The 20687-nt window shown below is 72.9% G+C and carries 24 protein-coding genes; 20 read left to right on the plus strand and 4 right to left on the minus strand.

Going from position 1 to position 20687, the window contains the following annotated elements:
- Positions 1-100: 100 nt before the first annotated feature.
- From AMETH_RS17200 to mptB, 5 genes are all read left to right on the plus strand, one after another.
- Positions 101-1882 (plus strand): ABC transporter substrate-binding protein, encoded by a 1782-nt coding sequence (locus AMETH_RS17200; protein ID WP_017982358.1) that lies wholly within the window; start codon positions 101-103, stop codon positions 1880-1882.
- Positions 1883-1884: 2 nt separating this feature from the next.
- Complete coding sequence (locus AMETH_RS17205; protein ID WP_017982359.1) at positions 1885-2901, plus strand: ABC transporter permease; 1017 nt, start codon at positions 1885-1887, stop codon at positions 2899-2901.
- The gene (locus AMETH_RS17210) at positions 2898-3794 is read left to right on the plus strand and encodes an ABC transporter permease (RefSeq protein ID WP_017982360.1); all 897 of its coding nucleotides are present in this window, start codon (positions 2898-2900) and stop codon (positions 3792-3794) included. The genes AMETH_RS17205 and AMETH_RS17210 overlap by 4 nt, the downstream gene beginning before the upstream one ends.
- On the plus strand, positions 3791-5407 hold the full coding sequence (nikE, locus tag AMETH_RS17215) for a nickel ABC transporter ATP-binding protein NikE (RefSeq protein WP_017982361.1): 1617 nt from the start codon (positions 3791-3793) through the stop codon (positions 5405-5407). The genes AMETH_RS17210 and nikE overlap by 4 nt, the downstream gene beginning before the upstream one ends.
- 74 nt (positions 5408-5481) lie before the next feature.
- On the plus strand, positions 5482-7035 hold the full coding sequence (mptB, locus tag AMETH_RS17220) for a polyprenol phosphomannose-dependent alpha 1,6 mannosyltransferase MptB (RefSeq protein ID WP_017982362.1): 1554 nt from the start codon (positions 5482-5484) through the stop codon (positions 7033-7035).
- A gap of 103 nt (positions 7036-7138) precedes the next feature.
- Here mptB and AMETH_RS17225 read toward each other — a convergent pair whose 3' ends face one another.
- From AMETH_RS17225 to AMETH_RS17235, 3 genes are read right to left on the minus strand one after another with little or no spacing between them, the layout of a single operon-like run.
- Entirely contained in the window at positions 7139-7555 is a 417-nt protein-coding gene (locus AMETH_RS17225; protein WP_017982364.1) for a TIGR03668 family PPOX class F420-dependent oxidoreductase, read from the minus strand.
- On the minus strand, positions 7545-8402 hold the full coding sequence (locus tag AMETH_RS17230) for a S66 peptidase family protein (protein WP_017982365.1): 858 nt from the start codon (positions 8400-8402) through the stop codon (positions 7545-7547). Before AMETH_RS17230 ends, AMETH_RS17225 begins: the two co-directional genes overlap by 11 nt.
- Entirely contained in the window at positions 8399-10321 is a 1923-nt protein-coding gene (locus tag AMETH_RS17235) for a S9 family peptidase (protein ID WP_017982366.1), read from the minus strand. The genes AMETH_RS17230 and AMETH_RS17235 overlap by 4 nt, the downstream gene beginning before the upstream one ends.
- Before the next feature lie 76 nt (positions 10322-10397).
- On the opposite strand from AMETH_RS17235, the gene AMETH_RS17240 reads away from it, so the two are divergent.
- From AMETH_RS17240 to AMETH_RS17290, 11 genes are all read left to right on the plus strand, one after another.
- Complete coding sequence (locus AMETH_RS17240; RefSeq protein ID WP_017982367.1) at positions 10398-10976, plus strand: DUF3090 domain-containing protein; 579 nt, start codon at positions 10398-10400, stop codon at positions 10974-10976.
- A gap of 2 nt (positions 10977-10978) precedes the next feature.
- Complete coding sequence (locus AMETH_RS17245) at positions 10979-11782, plus strand: SCO1664 family protein (protein ID WP_026153117.1); 804 nt, start codon at positions 10979-10981, stop codon at positions 11780-11782.
- 130 nt (positions 11783-11912) lie between these two features.
- Positions 11913-12476, plus strand: a complete 564-nt coding sequence (locus tag AMETH_RS17250; RefSeq protein ID WP_017982369.1) for an RNA polymerase sigma factor — start codon at positions 11913-11915, stop codon at positions 12474-12476.
- A complete protein-coding gene (locus AMETH_RS17255; protein ID WP_017982370.1) occupies positions 12467-13018 on the plus strand; it encodes an anti-sigma factor in 552 nt (183 codons plus the stop codon). The genes AMETH_RS17250 and AMETH_RS17255 overlap by 10 nt, the downstream gene beginning before the upstream one ends.
- 10 nt (positions 13019-13028) lie before the next feature.
- On the plus strand, positions 13029-13382 hold the full coding sequence (locus AMETH_RS17260; protein ID WP_020486702.1) for an Asp23/Gls24 family envelope stress response protein: 354 nt from the start codon (positions 13029-13031) through the stop codon (positions 13380-13382).
- Complete coding sequence (locus AMETH_RS17265; RefSeq protein WP_017982372.1) at positions 13379-13675, plus strand: hypothetical protein; 297 nt, start codon at positions 13379-13381, stop codon at positions 13673-13675. Before AMETH_RS17260 ends, AMETH_RS17265 begins: the two co-directional genes overlap by 4 nt.
- Before the next feature lie 55 nt (positions 13676-13730).
- A complete protein-coding gene (locus AMETH_RS17270; protein WP_017982373.1) occupies positions 13731-14186 on the plus strand; it encodes an Asp23/Gls24 family envelope stress response protein in 456 nt (151 codons plus the stop codon).
- A gap of 1 nt (position 14187) precedes the next feature.
- Positions 14188-14364, plus strand: coding sequence for a hypothetical protein (locus AMETH_RS38735; RefSeq protein WP_017982374.1), 177 nt, complete (start codon positions 14188-14190; stop codon positions 14362-14364).
- Between the two features lie 4 nt (positions 14365-14368).
- Complete coding sequence (locus tag AMETH_RS17280) at positions 14369-14740, plus strand: Asp23/Gls24 family envelope stress response protein (protein ID WP_017982375.1); 372 nt, start codon at positions 14369-14371, stop codon at positions 14738-14740.
- Positions 14737-15267, plus strand: a complete 531-nt coding sequence (locus tag AMETH_RS17285) for a DUF6286 domain-containing protein (protein WP_017982376.1) — start codon at positions 14737-14739, stop codon at positions 15265-15267. Before AMETH_RS17280 ends, AMETH_RS17285 begins: the two co-directional genes overlap by 4 nt.
- A complete protein-coding gene (locus AMETH_RS17290) occupies positions 15264-15836 on the plus strand; it encodes an alkaline shock response membrane anchor protein AmaP (protein WP_017982377.1) in 573 nt (190 codons plus the stop codon). The genes AMETH_RS17285 and AMETH_RS17290 overlap by 4 nt, the downstream gene beginning before the upstream one ends.
- A gap of 71 nt (positions 15837-15907) precedes the next feature.
- Here the strand turns inward: AMETH_RS17290 and AMETH_RS17295 are convergent, their stop codons facing one another.
- Positions 15908-16288 carry a winged helix-turn-helix transcriptional regulator gene (locus AMETH_RS17295; protein WP_017982378.1) on the minus strand — a complete coding sequence of 127 codons (381 nt, stop codon included), beginning with the start codon at positions 16286-16288 and terminating at the stop codon, positions 15908-15910.
- A 289-nt stretch (positions 16289-16577) separates the two neighbouring features.
- Between AMETH_RS17295 and AMETH_RS17300 the strand changes: the two genes are divergently transcribed.
- From AMETH_RS17300 to AMETH_RS17315, 4 genes are all read left to right on the plus strand, one after another.
- Positions 16578-17948 (plus strand): MFS transporter, encoded by a 1371-nt coding sequence (locus AMETH_RS17300; RefSeq protein WP_017982379.1) that lies wholly within the window; start codon positions 16578-16580, stop codon positions 17946-17948.
- On the plus strand, positions 17929-18738 hold the full coding sequence (locus AMETH_RS17305; protein WP_017982380.1) for a DUF3097 domain-containing protein: 810 nt from the start codon (positions 17929-17931) through the stop codon (positions 18736-18738). The genes AMETH_RS17300 and AMETH_RS17305 overlap by 20 nt, the downstream gene beginning before the upstream one ends.
- A gap of 75 nt (positions 18739-18813) precedes the next feature.
- Positions 18814-19245, plus strand: coding sequence for an NfeD family protein (locus AMETH_RS17310; RefSeq protein ID WP_017982381.1), 432 nt, complete (start codon positions 18814-18816; stop codon positions 19243-19245).
- A 28-nt stretch (positions 19246-19273) separates the two neighbouring features.
- On the plus strand, positions 19274-20644 hold the full coding sequence (locus tag AMETH_RS17315; RefSeq protein ID WP_017982382.1) for an SPFH domain-containing protein: 1371 nt from the start codon (positions 19274-19276) through the stop codon (positions 20642-20644).
- The last annotated feature ends 43 nt before the right edge of the window (positions 20645-20687 follow it).

A 20687-nucleotide genomic window follows, 5' to 3' on the forward strand; every position in this document is an offset into this window, starting at 1 on the left:
GAGTCGTTGACTCCGCGTGCTTGGAAGTGGTTACTTTCCGGTTTCGGAATCAGCCAGAGAGGTGGGACCTGTGGGGATGCGTTTCCCGAGACGAACGCGCGTGGGCGCGGCGGTGGCCGCCGCGGCGCTGGTGGCGGGCCCGTTCGTGCCCGCGGCGCAGGCGCAGCAGCAGAGCGGCACGGTGCTGCGCGTGGCGCTGGTGCAGGAGATCGACCACCTGAACCCGTTCCTCGCCTCGTTCGCCTCCAGCACCATGGTCGGGCGCATGGCCTGGGAGTTCCTCACCCTGCCCTCGGCCGAGGACAACACCCCCGCGCCGGGCCTGGCCGAGTCCTGGTCCACCTCGCCGGACAAGCTCACCTGGACCTACAAGATCCGGGACGGCGTGCAGTGGTCCGACGGGCAGCCGGTCACCGCGAAGGACGCCGCCTACACGTTCACGCGGATCATGACCGACGAGAACGCCCAGGAAGCCAACGGCACCTACGTCGAGAACTTCGAGTCCGTCACCGCCACCGACGACCGCACCCTCGTCATCAGGACCAAGACCCCGCAGGCCAGCATGACCGCGCTGGACGTGCCGATCGTGCCCGAGCACATCTGGGCGAACCAGCCGAACATGACCGACCCGGCCACCGACTCGGTGCCCGTCGTCGGCGTCGGCGACGGCCCGTTCCTGATCACCGAGTACCGGCCGAACGAGCTGGTCCGGCTCAAGGCCAACCCGGACTACTGGCGCGGCCGCGCCAAGATCGACGAGCTGCAGTTCATCAGCTACAAGAACTCCGAGGCCGCGGTCAACGCGCTGAGGAACAACGAGGTCGACTTCGTCAACCGGCTCACCTCGACGCAGTTCGACACGCTGAAGAACGCCGAGGGCATCACCACCAACCAGGCGATCGGCCGCCGCTACCGCGAGATCATCGTCAATCACGGCGCCCAGACCCAGTCCCGCCAGCCGATCGGCGACGGCAACCCGGTGCTCAAGGACGTGCGCGTGCGGCAGGCCATCGCCCGCGCCCTGGACCCGCAGACCCTGGTGGACAAGGTGCTCGGCGGCTACGGCCAGACCGGCGGCGGCATCGTGCCCGCCTCCTTCCCGGCCTACCACTGGGAACCCGCCGCGAACGAGCGCTACACCTTCGACCCCGCGGCCGCCAACGCCCAGCTCGACCAGGCCGGCTACCCCCGCGGGGCCGACGGCACCCGCATCGGCCCGGACGGCAAGCCCATCGAGCTGCGGCTGCTCGGCCGCGCCAGCGAGGACTTCGCCCAGCGCGCCTCCGACTACGTGGTCAGCTGGCTCGGCGCGGTCGGCATCAAGGTGACCAAGCAGCTGGTCTCCGATAACGAGGTCGACGAGCGCACCAACAACGGCACCTACGACCTGGCGTTCTCCGGCTGGGGCACAAGCCCCGACCCGGACTACATCCTGTCCAAGCAGACCTGCGCCGCGCTGCCCGCCGTGGCGGGCAGCAGCAGTAGCACCGCCTTCTTCTGCGACCCCGAGTTCGACCGCCTCTACGCCGCGGAGAGCACCGAGTTCGACCCGGCCACGCGCGCCGGCTTCGTCAAGCAGGCCCAGGCCCGCTACTACAGCCAGGTGCCCAGCATCGTGCTGGACTACGACAACGTGCTGGAGGCCTACCGCTCGGACAACTTCGCGAGTTTCACCAAGCAGCCCGCGGGCACCGGCCAGATCATGGAGCAGAGCGGCTACTGGGGCTTCTACGGCGCGACCCCGGCCGAGGGCGGCTCGTCCGCGAGCGGCGGCCCGTCCGGCGGCGCCTGGATCGCCATCGGCGCTGGGATCGTGGTCGTGCTGGCCATCGCGGGCACGGCGGCCGGGCGGCGGCGCAAGTCCGCCGACGACCAGGAGTAGGCGTGACGAACGCGCTCTCCACCGCCGCGGCGGAGCTCGACGAGCCCCGCCGCGGCACCGGCACCGCCCGGTTCCTGCTCGGCAAGCTCGGCGGCGCGATCGGCAGCCTGCTGCTCGTGGTCGCGCTGGGCTTCCTGCTGTTCCGGATGATCCCCGGCGACCCGGTCACCACCTTGACCCGCGACCGGCCCACCAGCCCGGAGCAGCTGGCGCAGCTGCGTGCCCGGCTCGGCGTGGACCAGCCGCTGCTCCAGCAGTTCCTGGACTACCTCGGCGGGCTGCTGCGCGGCGACCTGGGCACCTCCTACGGCTACAACCGGCCGGTGAGCGCCCTGATCGGCGAGCGGCTCGGCCCGACGCTGCTGCTCGTCGGCACCGCCACAGTGCTGGCCGTGGCGCTCGGGCTGTGGCTCGGCGTGCGCGCGGCGTGGCGGCGGGGCAGCCTGTTCGACCGCACCCACACCGGAATCGCGCTGACGCTGTGGTCGATGCCCCAGTTCTGGCTGGGCCTACTGCTGCTCATCGCCACCCAGGGCGTGTTCCCCAGCGGCGGCATGCGCTCCCCGGACACCCCGCCGGAATTCTTCCCGCAGCTGCTCGACATAGCCCACCACCTGGTGCTGCCGTGCGTCACGCTGCTCGCGGTGATCTACGCCCAGTACATGCTGGTCATGCGGTCGTCGCTGCTCGGCGAGATGAACGCCGAGTACCTCACCACCGCCCGCGCCAAGGGGCTGCGCGAGGACCTGGTGCGCCGCCGCCACGCGGTGCCCAACGCCCTGCTGCCCACCGTGACGCTGGTGTTCCTGCAGTTCGGCCTGGTGGTGTCCGGCACCGTCACGGTCGAGACCGTGTTCTCCTGGCCCGGGCTGGGACTGCTCACCTACGAAGCGCTGCGGGTGCCGGACCTGCCGCTGCTGCAAGGAGTCTTCGTGGTCATGGCCGGCTCGGTCATCGTGATGAACCTGATCGCCGAGGTGCTCTACCGCGTGCTGGACCCGCGGGTGCGTGCGCAGTGACCGCGCCTGCCGCGATCGCCTGGCAGCGCCGCCGCGCCGCGGCCGCCGCCGTGTGGCGCGAGTTCGCCGCCGACCGCGGCGGTCTGGCCGGACTCGGCGTCCTCGTGCTGGTGGTGCTGCTGGCGGTGCTCGCGCCGGTGATCACCGCCCCGGCCGGGCTGGACGTGGTCAACGCGCCCGGAAAGCCCTTGCAGCCGCCCAGCGGCGAGTTCCCGCTCGGCACCGACATCGACGGCCGTTCGGTCCTGCTGCTCACCCTGTGGGGCGCGCGGGTGTCGCTGCTCGTCGGGTTCGCCGCGACCATCCTGTCCGTGCTGATCGGCACGCTCGTCGGCATCACCGCCGCGCACTTCGGCGGCTGGGTCTCCGGCCTGCTGATGCGGTTCACCGACTTCTTCCTGGTGCTGCCCTCGCTGGTGCTGGCGATCGCGCTGTCCACCGTGCTGCCGCACGGCGTTCCGACGATCATCGTCGCGGTCGGCGTCACCTCGTGGCCCACCACGGCGCGGCTGGTGCGCGCGCAGACCCTGACCATCGAGTCGCGGCCCTACATCGAACGGGCCCGCGCGCTGGGCGGCGGGCACCTGCACGTCATCGGCAAGCACGTGCTGCCCGGCGTGCTGCCGCTGGTGCTGGCCAACACCACCCTCGTGGTGGGCAACTCGATCATCGCCGAGTCCACGCTGTCCTTCCTCGGTCTCGGCGACCCGACCGCGCCGTCCTGGGGCCAGATGCTGCAGCGCGCCCTGTCTTCCGGCGCGGTCACCGGCGGAGCGTGGTGGTACCTGATCCCGCCCGGCCTGGCGATCGTGGTGATCGTGCTGTCGTTCACCCTCGCCGGCCGCGCGCTGGAGACGGTGCTCAACCCGCGGCTGAAGGGGGAGCACGCGTGAACCTGCTGGAGATCAAGGACCTGCGCGTCACCTACCGGGACGTCGAGGCCGTGCGTGGTGTGGACCTCACACTCGCGCCGGGGGAGACCCTCGGCGTGGCCGGGGAGTCCGGCTCGGGCAAGTCCACGGTCGCGATGAGCGTGCTGCGGCTGCTGCCCAAATCCGCGAAGGTCACCGGGGAGATCCGGCTCGACGGCGAGGACGTCACCACCATGCGCTGGGGCCACCTGCGCGCGGTGCGGTGGGCCGAGGCGTCCGTGGTGTTCCAGGGCGCCATGCACGCGCTCAACCCGGTCCGCACCATCGGCGACCAGATCGCCGAGCCCATCCGGCTGCACGACCCCTCGGCCACCGACGTCGACGGCCGGGTCGCGGAACTGCTCGAATCGGTGGACCTGCCCGCCTCGCGCGCCGGGGCCTATCCGCACGAGCTGTCCGGCGGGCAGAAGCAGCGCGTCATGATCGCGATGGCGCTGGCCTGCCGGCCGCGGCTGATCATCGCCGACGAGCCGACCACCGCGCTCGACGTCATCGTGCAGGCCCAGGTGCTCGACCTGCTGACCCGGCTGGTCGCCGAGCACGGACTCGCGCTGATCATGATCAGCCACGACCTGTCCGTGCTCGCCGCGACCTGCGCGCGCATCGCCGTGATGTACCGCGGTGAGATCGTCGAGGAGGGCCCGTCCGCCGAGGTGATGCGCTCGCCGCGGCACGAGCACACCCGCGCGCTCGCCGCCGCGTTCCCGACGGTCGGCGACCCGGCCGCCCGGTTCGCGCCCGCCACCACCGCGCCGCTGCCGCCGGAGCCGGACACCCGGCCCGCGCCGGACGTGCTGCTGGCCGCGGAGAACCTGCGGGTGAGCTTCCGCGACCGGCGCGGCGCCCGCATCGACGCCGTCGCGGGCGTGGACCTGCAGGTGCGGCGCAACGAGATCGTCGCGCTCGTCGGCCAGTCCGGCTCGGGCAAGACCACCCTGGCCCGCACCCTGCTCGGTCTGCAGAAACCGACCTCCGGCGTGGTCCGCTACGACGGGCAGCCGGTGCCCGCCTCGGGCGTGGCGCTCAAGGCCTACCGGCGGCACGTCCAGCTGGTGCTGCAGGACCCGGCCAGCGCGCTCAACCCGCGGCACACCGTCTACGAGGCGGTCGCCGAGGGGCCGCGCATCCACCGGATGCCCGGCGACGAGCGGCAGATCGTGACCGAGGCGCTGGAGGCCGCGGAACTGCGCCCGGCCGAGCAGTTCCTGCACCGGCTGCCGCACGAGCTCTCCGGCGGGCAACGGCAGCGCGTGGTCATCGCCGGCGCGCTCGCCCTGCGGCCGGGGGTGCTCGTCGCCGACGAGCCCGTCGCGTCGCTGGACGCCTCGGTGCGCGGCGAGATCCTCGGGCTGCTGCTGCGGCTGCGCCGCGAACTCGGGCTGGCCGGCCTGGTGATCACCCACGACCTCGGGCTGGCGTGGAACATCGCCGACCGCGTGGCCGTGATGTACCGGGGCGAACTCGTCGAGGTCGGCACCGTCGAGGAGGTCCTGCTCCACCCGGCGCACGACTACACGCGGTCCCTGCTCGCCGCGCTTCCGGGAGGAACGACGCGAGCATCACTACCGTCCTGAATGCCCGCAAGTCAAGGAAATGACGTTCCCGGCGCGAACCGGCACGGGAACGGTGTGTAATCTCCGTGGACGAAATGGCGACCACCACTGACCCCGCTCCCGGGGCGCCCGCGCAGGCGCACCCGGCCGCGCGCGTGCGCGTGCCCTCGCGGTTCCCGTACCGCACGATCGCGATGGGCACCCTCGGCAGTCTCCTGCTTCTCATCGGCGCGCTCGGGGCTGGTGGCATCCTGATCCGCGACCCGGTCCTCGGACACGGCCCGCTGTCCTGGGTCCGCTACGGGCACGGGCAGATGCTCGCCAACGCGGTGCTCTACGGCGGGTTCGCGCTCGTGGTGTGGGCATGGGTCCGGCTGGGCCGCTACATGCTCGCCGGGCGCATCGGCAGCAGGCCGATCCTCGTCGCCGCGGCGTGCTGGATGGCGCCGCTGCTGATTTCGCCGCCGCTGTTCACCCGCGACGTGTTCTCCTACCTCGGCCAGGGCGCGCAGCTGCTGCACGGGCTCGACCCGTACGAGCACGGCCCGGCCGAGCTCGAGGTGCTGCGCGACGTGGTGCAGAACGTGCACCCGGTCTGGCAGACCACCCCGGCGCCCTACGGCCCGCTGTTCCTGCTGATCGCCAAGGGTGTCGTCGCCCTGACCGGCGACAACGTGATCGCCGGCGTCATCGCGACGCGCCTGGTGCTGCTCATCGGCCTGGCGATGATGCTGTGGGCGCTGCCGCGGCTGGTGCGCCACCTCGGCGGCAAGCTGCCGATCACCGTGTGGCTCGCGGTCGCCAGCCCGATGACCGTCATCCACCTCGTCGGCGGCCCGCACAACGACCTGCTGATGCTGGGCTTCCTGACCATCGGCGTGCTCGCCGCACTGGAACGCAAGCACGCGGTCGCGATCGTGCTGGTCACGATCGGCATGCTGATCAAGCCGACCGCGGCGGTCGCGCTGCCGTTCCTGGTGTGGGTGTGGGCCAACCACCTGCCGCACCCCAGCCGGATCCGCAACTTCCTCCAGGCGGGCGTGATCTCGGTCGGCCTGTTCGGGATCGTGTTCGTGGTCGGCACCTGGGTCTCGCTCGGCTCGTTCAACCTGGGCTGGGTGACCGGCCTGCAGGCGCCGACGCTGGTGACGAACTGGCTGAACTTCCCGACCGGGATCGGGCAGCTGGCGCACACGCTGGTGAACCTGGTGATCACCGTGCCGGAGTCGCCGTTCGTGACGGTGGCCCGTGCGCTGGCGATGCTGACGCTGGCCGCGTTCGGCGTGCGGCAGTGGTGGAAGGCCCGCAACGGCGGCAACGAGGCGATCTTCCGGATGGCCATGACGCTGCTGGCCACCGCGATCCTCGCCCCACCGACCCTGCCGTGGTACCTGACCTGGGGCTTCGTGATCGCGTCGGCGTTCCCGTGGCGGCGCAGGCACCTGGCCATCGTGGTCGCCGTGGCATCGTTCCTGGTGCTCGCCTACTACCCGACGGGCGAGCAGGCCCTCTACGACTGGTGGTTCGTCGTGGTGGTCCTGGCGCTGTCGGTCTACGCGGCGGCCTCGCTGCTGCGCCCGGACCCCCTCGGCCTGGTCGGCGCGTGGCGGCGCCAGCCCGAGGTGCCGGACTTCGTCGCGAAGGACTAGCCGGCGAGCGACATCGTCCCGCCGCCGTCGGAGCCGGCGCTGCTCGTCGCCGACTGCCCGTCGGCCTCGATCGAGGCGCCGCCTGTACAGATCGCGTCACCGCTCAGGGGCCGGCCGGGCCGGTTCCTGCCCAGCCGCTCCACCGGGTCACGCGGGTGCGCACCACCGGGCCCTCCGGCGGCCGCTCCGCGTACTGCGGGTACTTCGCCACCAGCAGCGGCACCGGCCCCGGCGCCTCGACCGTCGCGATGCCGTCGGCCCGCGCCCACCACAACCTGGTCCAGTCCTCGTCGTAGGCGTCGGCCAGGAAGGTCACCGCGGGGTTCGCCGCGATGTTCGCCAGCCGTCGCAATGCGTGCGTCGACTTCGGTTTGTGGTCGACCGCGAACACGATCTCGTCCCCGGACACCGCGAACGTCACCGGCACCAGATGCGGCTGCCCGTCCGCCGACACGGTCGCCAGCCGCGCCACCCGCGATGCCACGAACCGGGCCCGCGCCTCCGCCGGATCAAGCCGCACCGGTCACCACCCGCAGCGCATCGGTCTCCAGCACGGCCTCGACCCCGAGCGGCACCGTCAGCGACCCCTCGACGTGCCCGAACGGCACCCCGGCGAGCACCGGCACCCCCAGCGGCGCCAGCCGGTCCAGCATCAGCGCCCGCACCTGCGCCGGGTCCCCACACTGGGTCCACGTGCCCAGCACGATCCCGGCCACGCCGTCGAACCAGCCGGAGCGCAGCAGTTGCGTGAGCATCCGGTCCAGCCGGTAGACCGGCTCCGTCACGTCCTCCAGCACGACGATCGCGTCCCGCGCGCCGCCCTGTTCCGGTGCGCCGACACTGGAGGCGAGCAGGCTCAGGTTCCCGCCGGTCAACCGGCCTCGCGCCGTGCCCGCGACCAGCGCCTCGGTGCCGGGCAGCGTCACCGGTCCCGGCTCGAACAACGCGCGGCGCAACCCCGAACCGCCGGCGTCGTCCCAGTAGTCGCCCGCGGGCATCGGCGAGAACAACGTCGGCAGGCCCAGGTGCTGGTGGATCGCCGCGTGCAGCGCCGTCACATCGCTCGACCCGGCGAACACCTTCGCGCCGGCGCCGCGCAGCGCGGGCCAGTCCAGCAGGTCCAGCATCCGATGCGTGCCGTAGCCACCGCGCGCCGCGAGCACGGCGTCCACCTCCGTGTCCAGCCACGCCGCGGTGAACAGTTCCGCCCGCGCCGCGTCGGTGTCGGCCAGGTAGGAGGCGTGCCGCGAACCCGGCTTGACGAGGTTGCGCACCCGCAGCCCCCACGAGCCGAGCACGGCCAGCGCCCGCTCCAGCCGCTCCGGGGCGACCGGCCCGGCGGGCGCGACCAGGGCGACGGTCTTCACGAGCGCAGCTCCAGCTTCGGCACCCCGGGCGTGGCGAACCCGAACACCTGCCCGTAGAACGACAGCTCGGCCTCCAGCGCCGCGATCATGGTCTCCGCACGCCGGAACCCGTGCTGCTCGCCCTCGAACGTCAGGTAGGCGTGCGGGATGCCGCTGCCGGTCAGCGCCGCGACGAACCGGTCGGCCTGCTCGGGCGGGCAGATCTGGTCGTCGAGCCCCTGCAGGAGCAGCACCGGCCCGGCCAGCCGGGCGGCGTGCCGCAGCGGCGACCGCTCCACGTAGCGCTCCCGCGTCTCCGGCAGCGGCCCGACGAGCCCGAGCACGTACTGGGACTCGAAGTCGTGGGTCTCGCCGCCGTCGCCGGTCCACTCGGCCAGGTCGAGGATCGGGTACTTGATCGTCGCCGCGCGGTAGGTGGTCACGCTCGTCATGGACGCCGCCGACGTGTAGCCGCCCGCGCTGCCGCCGCGGATCGCGAGCCGCGCCGGGTCGGCGGCGCCTTCGGCCGCGAGCGCTTCGGCCACCGCGGCGCAGTCCCGCACGTCGACCACGCCCCACTGTTCCCGCAGCCGTTCCCGGTAGGCGCGCCCGTAGCCGACCGAGCCGCCGTAGTTGACCGCGACGATCCCGATGCCGCGGCTGGTGAAGTAGGCGAAGTCCAGGGCGAGGTCGCCGGACACGCGCCCGGTGGGACCCCCGTGGACGTGCACCAGGTAGGGCGGGCGCTCGCCCTCGGGCCCGGTGAACCCGGGGTTGGCCGGCGGGTAGACGTAGGCCGGGATCTCGACGCCGTCCGGGCCGGGGAACATCCGTTCCTGCGGCACCGGCAGGTACTCCGCGGGCGGCAGCGGGCGCGCGGGCGGGGTCAGCTCGGTCACCGCGCCGCTGCCGAGGTCGACGTGCACGACGGCGCTCTCGTGTCGCGGTCCGGCGGCGATGCCCGCGACCCCGGTCCCGTGCCGCGCCAGGGTCGCCGCCCAGCTCGTCAGGTGCTCCGCGACGGGCGTGACCGTTCCGCTGTTCTCGTCCAGCACGGCCAGGCGGCCGGAGTCGAGCACGGCGTGCCTGCCGTCGCCCAGCGGCACGAACCAGTTCGACCCGATCTTCCACAGCGGCCCGCCCAGTTCCCGCTCGCCGGGGACGAGCGCGGCGGCCGTCCCGTCGAGCCCGATCCGGTGCAGGTTCCACCAGCCGTCCGGGTCCATCAGCGCCAGCAGAGTGCCGTCCCCGGCCCACTCCACCTGGCAGACCGACACGCCGGGGCCGCCGGCGAGGACCCGGTGCGGGCCGAACCCGCCGGGCCGCACCTCGGCCACGCACAGTTCGGTGGCATCCCACGGCATGTGCGGGTGCTCCCAGCCCAGCCACGCCGCGAGCCGGCCGTCCGGCGACAGTTGCGGCGCGGTCAGGAAGTGGTGGGTCGCCGCCAGCGGCACCACCTCGCGACCGGTGATCGACACCAGGTCGCGCCGGACGTCGGTGCGTCGCGGCCCGGTGCTCGTCTCCCGCACCGCCCACACCGCGCCGTCCGGTCCGGGCCGGAGGTCGCCGTACCGGACGCCCTGCGTCACGTGCGGCTCCGGTGTGACCGGAACCACCTCGCCGCTGTCCAGGTCGCGCCCGTACACCCGCTGGTCGTCCCAGTGGGTGAAGTAGAGGGTCCGGCCGATCACCAGCCACGGCCGGCCGCCGTACTCATGCACCCGGTTCCGGGCGTTCCACGGCGGCGGCAGCATCTCCTCCGCACCGTCCTGACCAGCACGGACCAGCGTCAGCCTGCCGCCTTCGGCGGGCCGGGCCTCGGCCCACCAGACGGCGTCGCCCACGACGTCGAGCCACTGCGCGCCACCGCCCGCGGCGGCGACGTCGGCGGCGGAGATGGGGGAGGTCCAGGTGCCGTACGGCGCGGTTTCAGCCACCGCCGCACTCTAACTAAGATGCAAGCGGGGGCGGCGGATGCCGATCATGAAACGGTGGCATAGGGTCGGGGGTGCCATGGCTCGTGTAATCCACGTCTTCCGCCAGCCTGACCGGTTCGTCGCAGGGACCGTCGGGGAACCGGGCGACCGCACTTTCTACCTGCAGGCCACCGAGGACGTCCGAACGGTGAGCGTGACGATCGAGAAGCAGCAGGTGCAGGTGCTCGCCGAGCGCCTGGCCTCGCTGCTGGAGGAGATCGTCGCGCGGTTCGGCGCCGAGGTGCCCGAAACCGTGCCCGACGACCTCGTCGATGTCGACCCGCTCGAGGTCCCGGTCGAGGAGGAGTTCCGGGTCGGCACGATGGGCCTGGGCTGGGACGCCGAGACCAGCGCGGTCGTGATCGAGCTGCTCGCGATGACCGAGGGCGAGGTCGACGAGACCGTCGTGCTCGACGACACCGAGGAGGGCCCGGACGCGGTGCGCGTGTTCCTCAGCCCTGCCGCGGCGCGGGCGTTCGCCGAGCGCGCCGACCGGGTCGTGCGCGCCGGGCGCAAGCCGTGCCCGCTGTGCGGCGAGCCGCTGGACCCGGAGGGCCACATCTGCCCGCGGCAGAACGGCTACCGGCGCAACACCGACCTGGCCGACGAGAGCTAGACGTGGCCCCACCGGTCGGTCCAGCCGATCCGCACGCCAGGGAGTTGCTCACGCGCGGCCGCCTGACGGTCGAAGGCCGCCTGGTCGACGCCTCGAACGTCACGCTGTTCTGCTCGGTCGAGCTGGACGGGCTGTCGGCGCAGGCGGTGTACAAACCGGTGTCGGGCGAGCGGCCGCTGTGGGACTTCCCGGACGGCACGCTCGCCGGGCGCGAGGTCGCCACCGCGCTGCTGTCCGAGGCCGCCGGGCTGGGCCGGGTACCGCCGACGGTGCTGCGGGACGGCCCGTTCGGCGAAGGCATGGTGCAGCTGTGGGTGGAGACCGGCGACGAGGAGCTGATCGCCGTCCGGTCGCCGAAGGACGTGCCGGACGACTGGAAAATCGTGCTGCACGCCCACGACCGGGCCGGTGAGCCCGCGGTGCTCGCGCACGCCGACCACCCGGGCATGCGGGACCTCGCGGTCCTGGACATCATCGCCAACAACACCGACCGCAAGGGCGGGCACGTGCTGGTCGGAACCGACGGCACGGTGTACGGCGTCGACCACGGCATCTGCCTGCACGCCGAGCCGAAGCTGCGCACGGTGCTGTGGGGCTGGGTGGGCGACCCGCTGCCCGCCGAGACGCTGGAGAAGCTGCGCGCGCTGCCGGAGAAGATCCGCGGCGACCTGGGCGAGCAGCTCGCACCGCACCTGACGAAGCTGGAGATCAGCGCCATCGCCGAGCGCGCGGAGATGCTGGTGGCCACCGGCGTGTTCCCCGAACCCGGCGACGACTGGCGCGCCATCCCCTGGCCGTTGTTCTGACGTTCCACCGATCCGGTGGCCGCCCTCACCCGAACTCGTGATGGACCGGGGCGTGAGCTTTCGCCGTGCCCCGTGTCTGGCCTAGTGAATCGGGTGCGAACACGGGGAGGCTGCGCATGGGCGGGATGCGGTGACGGCCGGGACCGACCTCGGCGAGGTCCTGGACGACGCGACGCTGGTCGCGCGGGCGCGAGACGGCGACGTGCGCGCCTACGAGCAGCTGGTGCGCCGCTACCAGGGCCCGATGTACCGGCTCGCGCTGCGCATGCTCGCCGCCGCCGGTGACGCCGAAGACGTGGTGCAGGAGGTGTTCCTGACCGTGTGGCGCCGCCTGGAGCAGCTCCAGGACGACGGCGCCTTCGTCGGCTGGCTGTACCGGTCGACCACGAACCGCTGCCTCAACGTGATCCGCGCCCGCCGCCCGGTCACCGACGTCGACCCGGACGACACGGAAACCCCGCGTGGCGACACCCGGCCCGAGCGTGCCGCCGAGGTGAGCGCCCAGATGGCGGCCCTGACCACGGCGCTGGCCGGGCTGACCCCGGAGCAGCGGGCCTGCTGGCTGCTGCGCGAGGTGCACGGCCGGTCCTACGAGGAGATCGCGGAGGCCGTGTCGGCCTCGCCCACCGCGGTCCGCGGGCGCATCGCGCGGGCCCGCGCGCAACTGGCGGAGGTGATGCGGCCATGGCGCTAGACCAGACCACCCACGACCTGCCCTGCGGCCGGGCGCTGGAGGACGTGTGGGACCGCCTCGACGCGGTCACGGAGCACGACCTGACCTGTCCGCACTGCTCGACCGCGCGCGGCAGCCTCCTCGCGCTGCGGGACGCGACCCGCGAGCTGGCGGCCGACGAGACCCAGCCGCCACTGGACCTGACCGGCAGGATCATGGCCGCGGTGCGCGCCGACGTGCGCCGCCACCGGGGAATGGTGCCGCTGTCCGCGCCCGAGCCCGGCACGCTCGAAGTGAGCGAGCAGGCGGTCGCGGCCGTGCTGCGGTTCACCGCCGACGAGACGGACGGCATCCGCGCCCGCCGCTGCCGGGTGCTCACCAGCGGCATCACCGACGGGCAGACCCTGATCGAGGCGGAACTGTCGGTGGCCGCCGCCTACCGCGACGACCTCGCCGAGGTGCTGGCGCGCCTGCGGGACCGCCTCACCGCCGCCTGCACGTCCGCGATCGGGGTCCAGCTGGTGCGGCTGGATCTGAGGGTCGACGACCTCTACGACCGCTGAGGGGGTACAGGTGCACGTCGAGTGGCATGTGGAGGACGCCGTGGTGGCGTCGGTGGCCGCGGCCGCCGCCAGGGCGGTGCCGGGTGTGGCCCGGCTCGAACCGGGGATGGCCGGGCTGGTGCGCGGCTGGGGCCGGTCCCGGTGGCAGCAGGTCAAGGGGCTCGCCCCGGCGCCCGCGGACGGTGTCGGCGTGCGGCGCGCCGGGCACGACGTGGAGGTGTGGGTCGGCATCGCCACCCGCGCCGGCGCGCAGGCCGCCGCCGTCGCCAGGGCCGTGCAGCGCGAGGTGCGCGCCCGGCTGGCCCTGGACACCGGCGTTGAACCCGGCCGCGTGTCGGTGACCGTGCTGGACGTGGTCCGATGACCGCCCGCGCCGAGCACGTCGAGGCGATCCTGACCGCTTTGTCCGAAGTGGACGGGATCCGGCCGGCCGCGCCCGCGTTGCGGCCGGTGGCGTCGTGGAACCCGGCCGCACTGGCGGTCGACCTGACACCCGAGCTGGTGCGCGTGCGCCTGGTCGCCACGGCGCTGCCGCTGCCACCGCGGCTGCGGCTGGCCGGGGACGCGGTCGCGAAGGCGCTCGTCGGAAGCGCTTATGCGGACGCGGTCATCCGGCTCGTGGTGACCGATGTGGACGGATCCGCGTTCGGCGCGTGAGGTTCGCGCGCCGTCGGTGTCGAAGAAGTGGGAACACCAACCGGAAAGGGGAGAGATGATGAGCACCGGAACCGAGGAGAAGGCCACCGCGGTGAGCAAGCCGGCGACGAGCTCGCTGGTGACCAGCCAGGGCACCACCACGATCGCGAGCACGGTGGTGCAGAAGATCGCCGGGCTGGCGGCCCGGGAGATCCCGGGGGTGTACGACCTGGGCGGCGGCGCGGCGCGGGCGTTCAACGCGCTGCGCGAGCGCATCCCGGGCGCCAGCGGCAGCGTCGGCCAGGGCGTGTCGGTGGAGGTCGGGGAGAAGCAGGCCGCGGTGGACCTGCAGATCGTGGTCGAGTACGGGGTGTCCATCGCCGACCTGGCGCAGGCGGTGCGGGCCAACGCGATCGGCGCGATCGAGCAGATGACCGGGCTGGAGGTCGTCGAGGTCAACATCACCGTCAACGACGTGCACCTGCCCGACGACGACGAGCCGCAGGGCGGCGCGCCCGCGCGGGTGCAGTGACGTGAGCGCCACGATCGCCGGTCTGCTGACCGGGCTCGTCCTCGGCCTGGCCGCCGCGTTCGGCGGGTTCGGCGCGTTCCTGGTCGTCGCCGTGCTGGGCGGGCTGGGCCTGCTGGTCGGCAGGGTGCTCGATGGCAAGCTCGACCTGTCCCAGTTCACCGATCGCGAGCGGAGGTGAGCTAGTGACCGTCGAAGCGCCGCAGCGGCGCGGCACCACGGTCGTGGCCGACCGGGCGGTGCAGCGCATCGCGGAACAGGTGATCACCGGGCTGGACGGGGTCGGCGGCGCGGCCCGCCGGGTGCTCGGCGTCGCCGTGGGCAGCGGTGATCCGGAGCAGCCGGCCAACGTGACCGCCCGGGTACGGGACGGCCGGGTCAGCCTGGCCGTCGAGCTGTCGGTCGGCTACCCGGCGCCGGTCGCCCACACGACGCGGGCGGCGCGGGAACGACTGGCGCGTGAGGTCGGCGAGCTGACCGGGCTGGTCGTGGAGCGGGTGGACATCACGGTGACCGCGCTGCACAGCGACCGGTCACGGGAAAGGAGCCTGGCATGATCCGCCGGTCCCGGCGCAGCCTGCCGGCCTCGCTGGTGGCACTGGCCGGGGTGGTCGCGTGCGCGCTGGTGGCGACCAGCGCGGTGCAGCTGCTGCTGGGCGAGCGGCCGGCGCTGGACTACGACGCTGTCGCGGCCCGGCTGCACGCCACGCGCTGGGAAGCGCTTCCCGTGGCGATCGGCGGCGGCGTGCTCGCCGCGCTGGGCCTGCTGGTGCTGCTGGCGGCGGTGCTGCCCGGCCGTGCGCTCGTACTGCCCCTGTCGGGGGGAAGCAGTGCGCCGGTCAAGGCCGGGGCGAGCCGCCGCAGCATCACCGGCAGCCTGCGGTCGGCGGCCGAGTCCGCCGACGGGGTGGAGTCGGCGAAGGTGCGGCTGCGGCGGCGCAGCGTGACCGCGAAGGTGCGGGGCAGCCGGCTGGCCGCCGACGACGTGGCGAGCCAGGTGCGGCAGGCGGTCGAGGACCAGCTGGACCGCATCGGCCCGGCGCGGCGGCCACGGGTGAAGGTGCACGTGCGGAGGACGCCATGACCAACCTGAACCGTCCTGCCCGGCTCAACCGGACGCTGCTCGCGTTGATCGGGCTCGCCCTGGTCGCCGCGGGCGGGTTCGCGCTGGCCACCTCGCTCGGCTGGCTGGCCCTCCTGGACCGGACCGCGCCGTTGGCGCCCGGGGACGACCGGCCGCCGACGTGGGTGTTGTACGTGACCGTGGTGGTGGCCGTCGCGCTGGGGCTGCTGTTCCTGCGGTGGCTGGCCGCGCAGGCGATGCGGCGGCCGAAGACGCGGACCTGGCGGCTGGAGGACGATCCGTCCCACGGCGTCACGAAGCTGTCCGCGGTCGCGGCGGTCGCGCCGTTCGAGTCGGAGATCGCGGCCTACCCGCAGGTGCGCTCGGCGGACGCGACGCTGTCCGGCCCGCAGGACCGGCCGACGCTGCTGGTGACGGTGACCGCCGAACCGGGCACCGACCTGACCGCGCTGCGGGAGCACATCGTCGACGACGGCGTGGCCCGGCTGAAGCAGGCGCTGGACCTGGCGGAGCTGCCGTCGGTGATCGAGTTCCGCATCGCCGCGGAGGCGGCCGTCCGCGTCATCTAGGTTCGGTTGCACCAGAGCCGCCCGCGGTGTGCCGTCGACCTGCACCGCCGGGGGCCGCTCCCCGGCCAGTCCTAGACCGTCGCCGCGGTCTGCTGCTCGTCGTAGGCGCGGCGGGCCGCGGCGATCTCGCCCCGGTGCTTCTCCGCCCAGGACGTCAGCCCGACCAGCGTCTGGTGCAGCTCGCGCGCCATGTCGGTGAGCGTGTACTCCACGCGCGGCGGCACCGTCGGGTACACGGTCCGCACCAGCAGGCCGTCGCGCTCCAGTTTGCGCAGCGTCAGCGTCAGCATGCGGCGGCTGATGCCCTCCACCTCCCGCTCCAGCTCGGTGAAGCGGACCGGGCCGTGCGCGGCGGTGACCAGGATGCCGACCGCCCACTTGCCAGCGACGTGGTCGAGCACCTCGACGATGGGGCAAGCCTCGGTGACCGGCGAAGCGGTGTCAGCAGCCATACCTCGATGGTTCCATGCCGGCCCCTCAGTTACCACCCGTATCCCATGGCGTGCGTGAGCTGCCTCACAGGGTCACGGCGGGACCAGGAGTGGTACATCCCTGTGTCTCTGGCACAGGGAACTACCTTCTTCCGGGCGCCGTTACGGGCTCACATCATTGCCCCAGTTACAAATCGTGCCCTCTTGGAGGTCAAGGCCATGTCCCTCGATCAGCCGGCCGCCCGCTCGCGGTGGCTCGCGCTCGCCGTGCTGTCCGCGCGGACGTTCATGATCGTGCTCGACCACGATCGTGAACGTCGCCCTGCCCGCGATCCGCGACGACCTCGGCTTTACGCCGTCCAACCTGTCCTGGGTCGTCAACGCCTACCTGATCCCGTTCGGCGGGCTGCTGCTGCTCGCCGGCCGTCTCGGCGACCTGGCCGGCCGCCGCCGCGTATTTCTCGCCGGGATGGCCGTGTTCACGTTGGCCTCGCTGCTCGCCGGGCTCGCCTGGAACCCGGAAATCCTGATGGCCGCGCGGTTCCTGCAGGGCGCGGGCGGCGCCGCCTCGACCGCGGTCGCGCTCGGCATGGTCGTCCGGCTGTTCCCGGAGCCGGCTGAACGCGCGAAGGCGCTGGGCACGTTCAGCTTCAGGCAGGCCGCGGGCAGCTCGATCGGCAGCATCGCCGGTGGCCTGCTGACCCAGGCGCTGAGCTGGCACTGGATCTTCCTCATCAACCTGCCGATCAGCCTGGTCGCCGGCGCGGGCGCACTGCGGGTGCTGGAGAACGACCGCGGGCTCGGGCCGCGGGCCGGCGCCGACTGGCTCGGCGCGGCGCTGGTGACCGCCGCGCTGATGTTCGGCGTCTACACCATCGTCGAGGTCGAGTCCCACGGCTGGGCCTCGGCGCACACGATCGGCTTCGGCGCGCTGTCCCTGGTGCTGCCGGCCGCGTTCGGCGTGCGCCAGTCCCGGGCCCGCGACCCGCTGCTGCCGCTGCGGATCTTCGCCTCGCGCGGACTGGCCGGGGCGAACCTGACGATGGCGCTGCTGGTGTCGGCGATGTTCGGGTTCCAGTTCCTCGTCGTGCTCCACCTGCGGCAGGTGCTGGGGCTGGGCGCACAGGCGACCGGGCTGGCGATGGTGCCGATCGCCGCGGCGATCGCGCTGGTGTCGCTGGTCATCTCGCCGCGGCTGTCCACCCGCTTCGGCGACTACCGGGTGCTGCTCGCCGGGCTGGTGGTGATCGGCGGCGGGCTCGCCTGGCTGGCCCCGGTGCGCGCGGACGGCGGCTACGCGACCGACGTGCTCGGGCCGACCGTGGCGATGGGCATCGGGTTCGGCCTGGCCATGCCCGCGCTGATGGGAGTGGGCATGCGCGATGCCGCCGCCGAGGACACTGGACTCGCCTCCGGGCTGTTCAACACCACGCAGCAGGTGGCGGGCGCGTTGGGGCTGTCGGTGCTGGCGGTGCTCGCCGCGACCCGCACCGGGTCGCTGACCGGGGTGCGGACCGAGGAGGCGCTCACTGCCGGCTACCACCTCGCCTTCTGGGTGGGCACCGGTCTCGTGGCCGCCGCCCTGGCTGTGGCCGCGCTGATGCTGCGCCCCGGCGTGGCGGCGCGACGAACGGGCGAACCCGGCGCTACCGTCCCGGATCGTGCGCTCCCACAGCTATGACGACATCCTCGCCGGCCCGCGCAGACGCAAGATCCCCGAGGTCGTGGCGGAGCGCGGGCTGGTGGTCGAGGAACCGGGAAGCGGTTTCTGCGGCGCGGTGGTCCGGTTCGAGCAGGGCAACGTGGTGCTGGAGGACCGCCACGGCCGCCACCGCGTGTTCCCGCTGGAGCCCGCCGGGTTCCTGCTCGAGGGCAAGCCGGTGACGCTGGTACGGCCGAAGGCCGCGCCGCCGTCCCCGGCTTCGGCGCGTTCGGCGTCCGGGTCGGTGAAGGTGCAGGGGCTGCGGGCCCGCACCGCGCGTGACTCGCGCATCTGGGTCGAGGGCAAGCACGACGCCGAACTGGTGGAACGCGTGTGGGGGCACGACCTGCGCGTCGAGGGCGTCGTCGTGGAACCGCTCGACGGCGTGGACGTGCTGGCCGAGGCGATCGAGGAGTTCGGCACCGGCCCCGGCAGGCGGCTGGGCGTCCTGGTCGACCACCTGGTGCCGGGCAGCAAGGAATCCCGCCTGGTGGACGCGATCCGCGACGAGAACGTGCTGGTCACCGGCCACCCCTACGTCGACGTGTGGCAGGCGGTGAAACCGTCCGCGGTCGGCATCCGGGCGTGGCCGGCGGTGCCGCGCGGCACGCCGTGGAAGGAGGGCGTGTGCGCGGCGCTGGGCTGGGGCGAGACCTACGAGGGCTGGCAGCGGGTGCTGGCCGCGGTGAGCAGCTTCCGCGACCTGGAGACGCCGCTGATCGGCGCCGTCGAGCGGCTGATCGACTTCGTGACCGACCCGGAAGGCTGAATCCGGCAGGTCATACAGAGATCACTTCGGGTTGTCCGCTGGTCGCGAGCGGTCACCTTCTGCCACGATGGGCGTATGACACCGGCGCTCGTCTGGCTGATCGTCGCCATCGTCCTGATGGCCGCCGAAGTGCTGTCCGGCGACTTCTTCCTGCTGATGCTCGGCCTCGGCGCGTTGTTCGGGGCCGGCGCGGCCCTGATCACCGGCAACATCGTCGTCGACGCGGTGGTGTTCGCGATCGCGTCCGGCGCGTTGATCTTCCTGGCCCGGCCCGCGCTCAAGCGCCGGTTCCTCACCGGGACGGGTCACCGCACCAACACCGAGGCCCTGATCGGCGCCAGGGCCGTGGTCGTGTCCGTTGTGGACGGCCACTCCGGGCGTGTCAAGCTGGCCGGCGACGTGTGGTCCGCACGGTCCATCGCCGACGGTCAGCGAATTGAACCCGGCACGACCGTGACCGTGGTAGAGATAGCGGGCGCCACGGCCGTGGTGGCGCCCGAGCCGTAACCACAACCCACATATCGGGAGAGCGATCTTGGGAACCGCAGCGATCATTGTTGTCGCGGTCATCGCCCTGTTCGTGATCGTGACGATCGCGAAGGCGATCATGGTGGTCCCGCAGGCCCAGGCCGCGGTGATCGAGCGGCTGGGCAGATTCAAGTCGGTCGCCTCGCCCGGCCTGAACTTCCTGGTGCCGTTCCTGGACAAGGTGCGGGCCCGCATCGACCTGCGCGAGCAGGTCGTGTCGTTTCCGCCGCAGCCGGTGATCACCGAGGACAACCTGACGGTGTCCATCGACACGGTCGTCTACTTCCAGGTGACCGACGCGCGCGCGGCGGTGTACGAGATCTCCAACTACATCGTCGGTGTCGAGCAGCTGACCACCACGACGCTGCGCAACGTGGTCGGCGGCATGACGCTGGAGCAGGCGCTGACCTCCCGCGACCAGATCAACAACCAGCTGCGCGGCGTGCTCGACGACGCCACCGGCCGGTGGGGCATCCGCGTGGCGCGGGTCGAGCTCAAGGCGATCGACCCGCCGCCCTCCATCCAGGACTCGATGGAGAAGCAGATGCGCGCCGACCGGGAGAAGCGCGCGATGATCCTGAACGCCGAAGGTCAGCGGGAAGCGCAGATCAAGACGGCGGAGGGGCAGAAGCAGTCGCAGATCCTCGCCGCGGAGGGCGCCAAGCAGGCCACCATCATGGCGGCCGAGGCGGAGCGGCAGTCGCGGATCCTGCGGGCGCAGGGCGAGCGCGCGGCCCGCTACCTGCAGGCGCAGGGCCAGGCCAAGGCGATCGAGAAGGTGTTCGCCGCGGTGAAGGCCGGCAAGCCGACGCCGGAGGTGCTGGCCTACCAGTACCTGCAGACGCTGCCGCAGATGGCGCAGGGCGACGCGAACAAGGTGTGGCTGGTGCCCAGCGACTACGGCAACGCGCTGCAGCAGTTCGCCCGGGCGTTCGCCAAGCAGGACGCCGACGGCGTGTTCCGGTACGAGCCCGCCGAGACGGATGGCGCCGAGCCGCCGACGCTGGACGACGAAGAGGTCGCCAGCTGGTTCGACACCTCCACCGACCCGCGGATCGCCGAGGCGGTGCGCGAGGCCGAGGCAGTGGCGCGGCAGGAGGTGCCCGGGCCGCTGTCGCACCAGCCGCAGCCGCCGGCCCCGCCGGCGACCAGCGCGCTACGCGGCAACCCGGTGGCCGAGGAGGCGCAGGAGGCGCCTGCCGTGGAGCCCCCGGCCCCCGAGCCGGTCTCGCCGCCGACCACGCCGCAACCGCAGTTCCCCACGGCGGGCGGGCAACAGGGCCAGCTGCCGACCCGCAGCCCGGGCCAGCACTACGGCAACCCGCCGCGGCCCCAGTACCCGCCGCAGCAGCCCCCACCCGCCCCGCCACAGCAGTAGCCCCTACCCGGGGGCCGCACCTACACCCGGTGCGGCCCCATTT

Origin of the sequence: Amycolatopsis methanolica 239, from assembly GCF_000739085.1 — a bacterium.
Taxonomy (GTDB): Bacteria; Actinomycetota; Actinomycetes; order Mycobacteriales; family Pseudonocardiaceae; genus Amycolatopsis_E; species Amycolatopsis_E methanolica.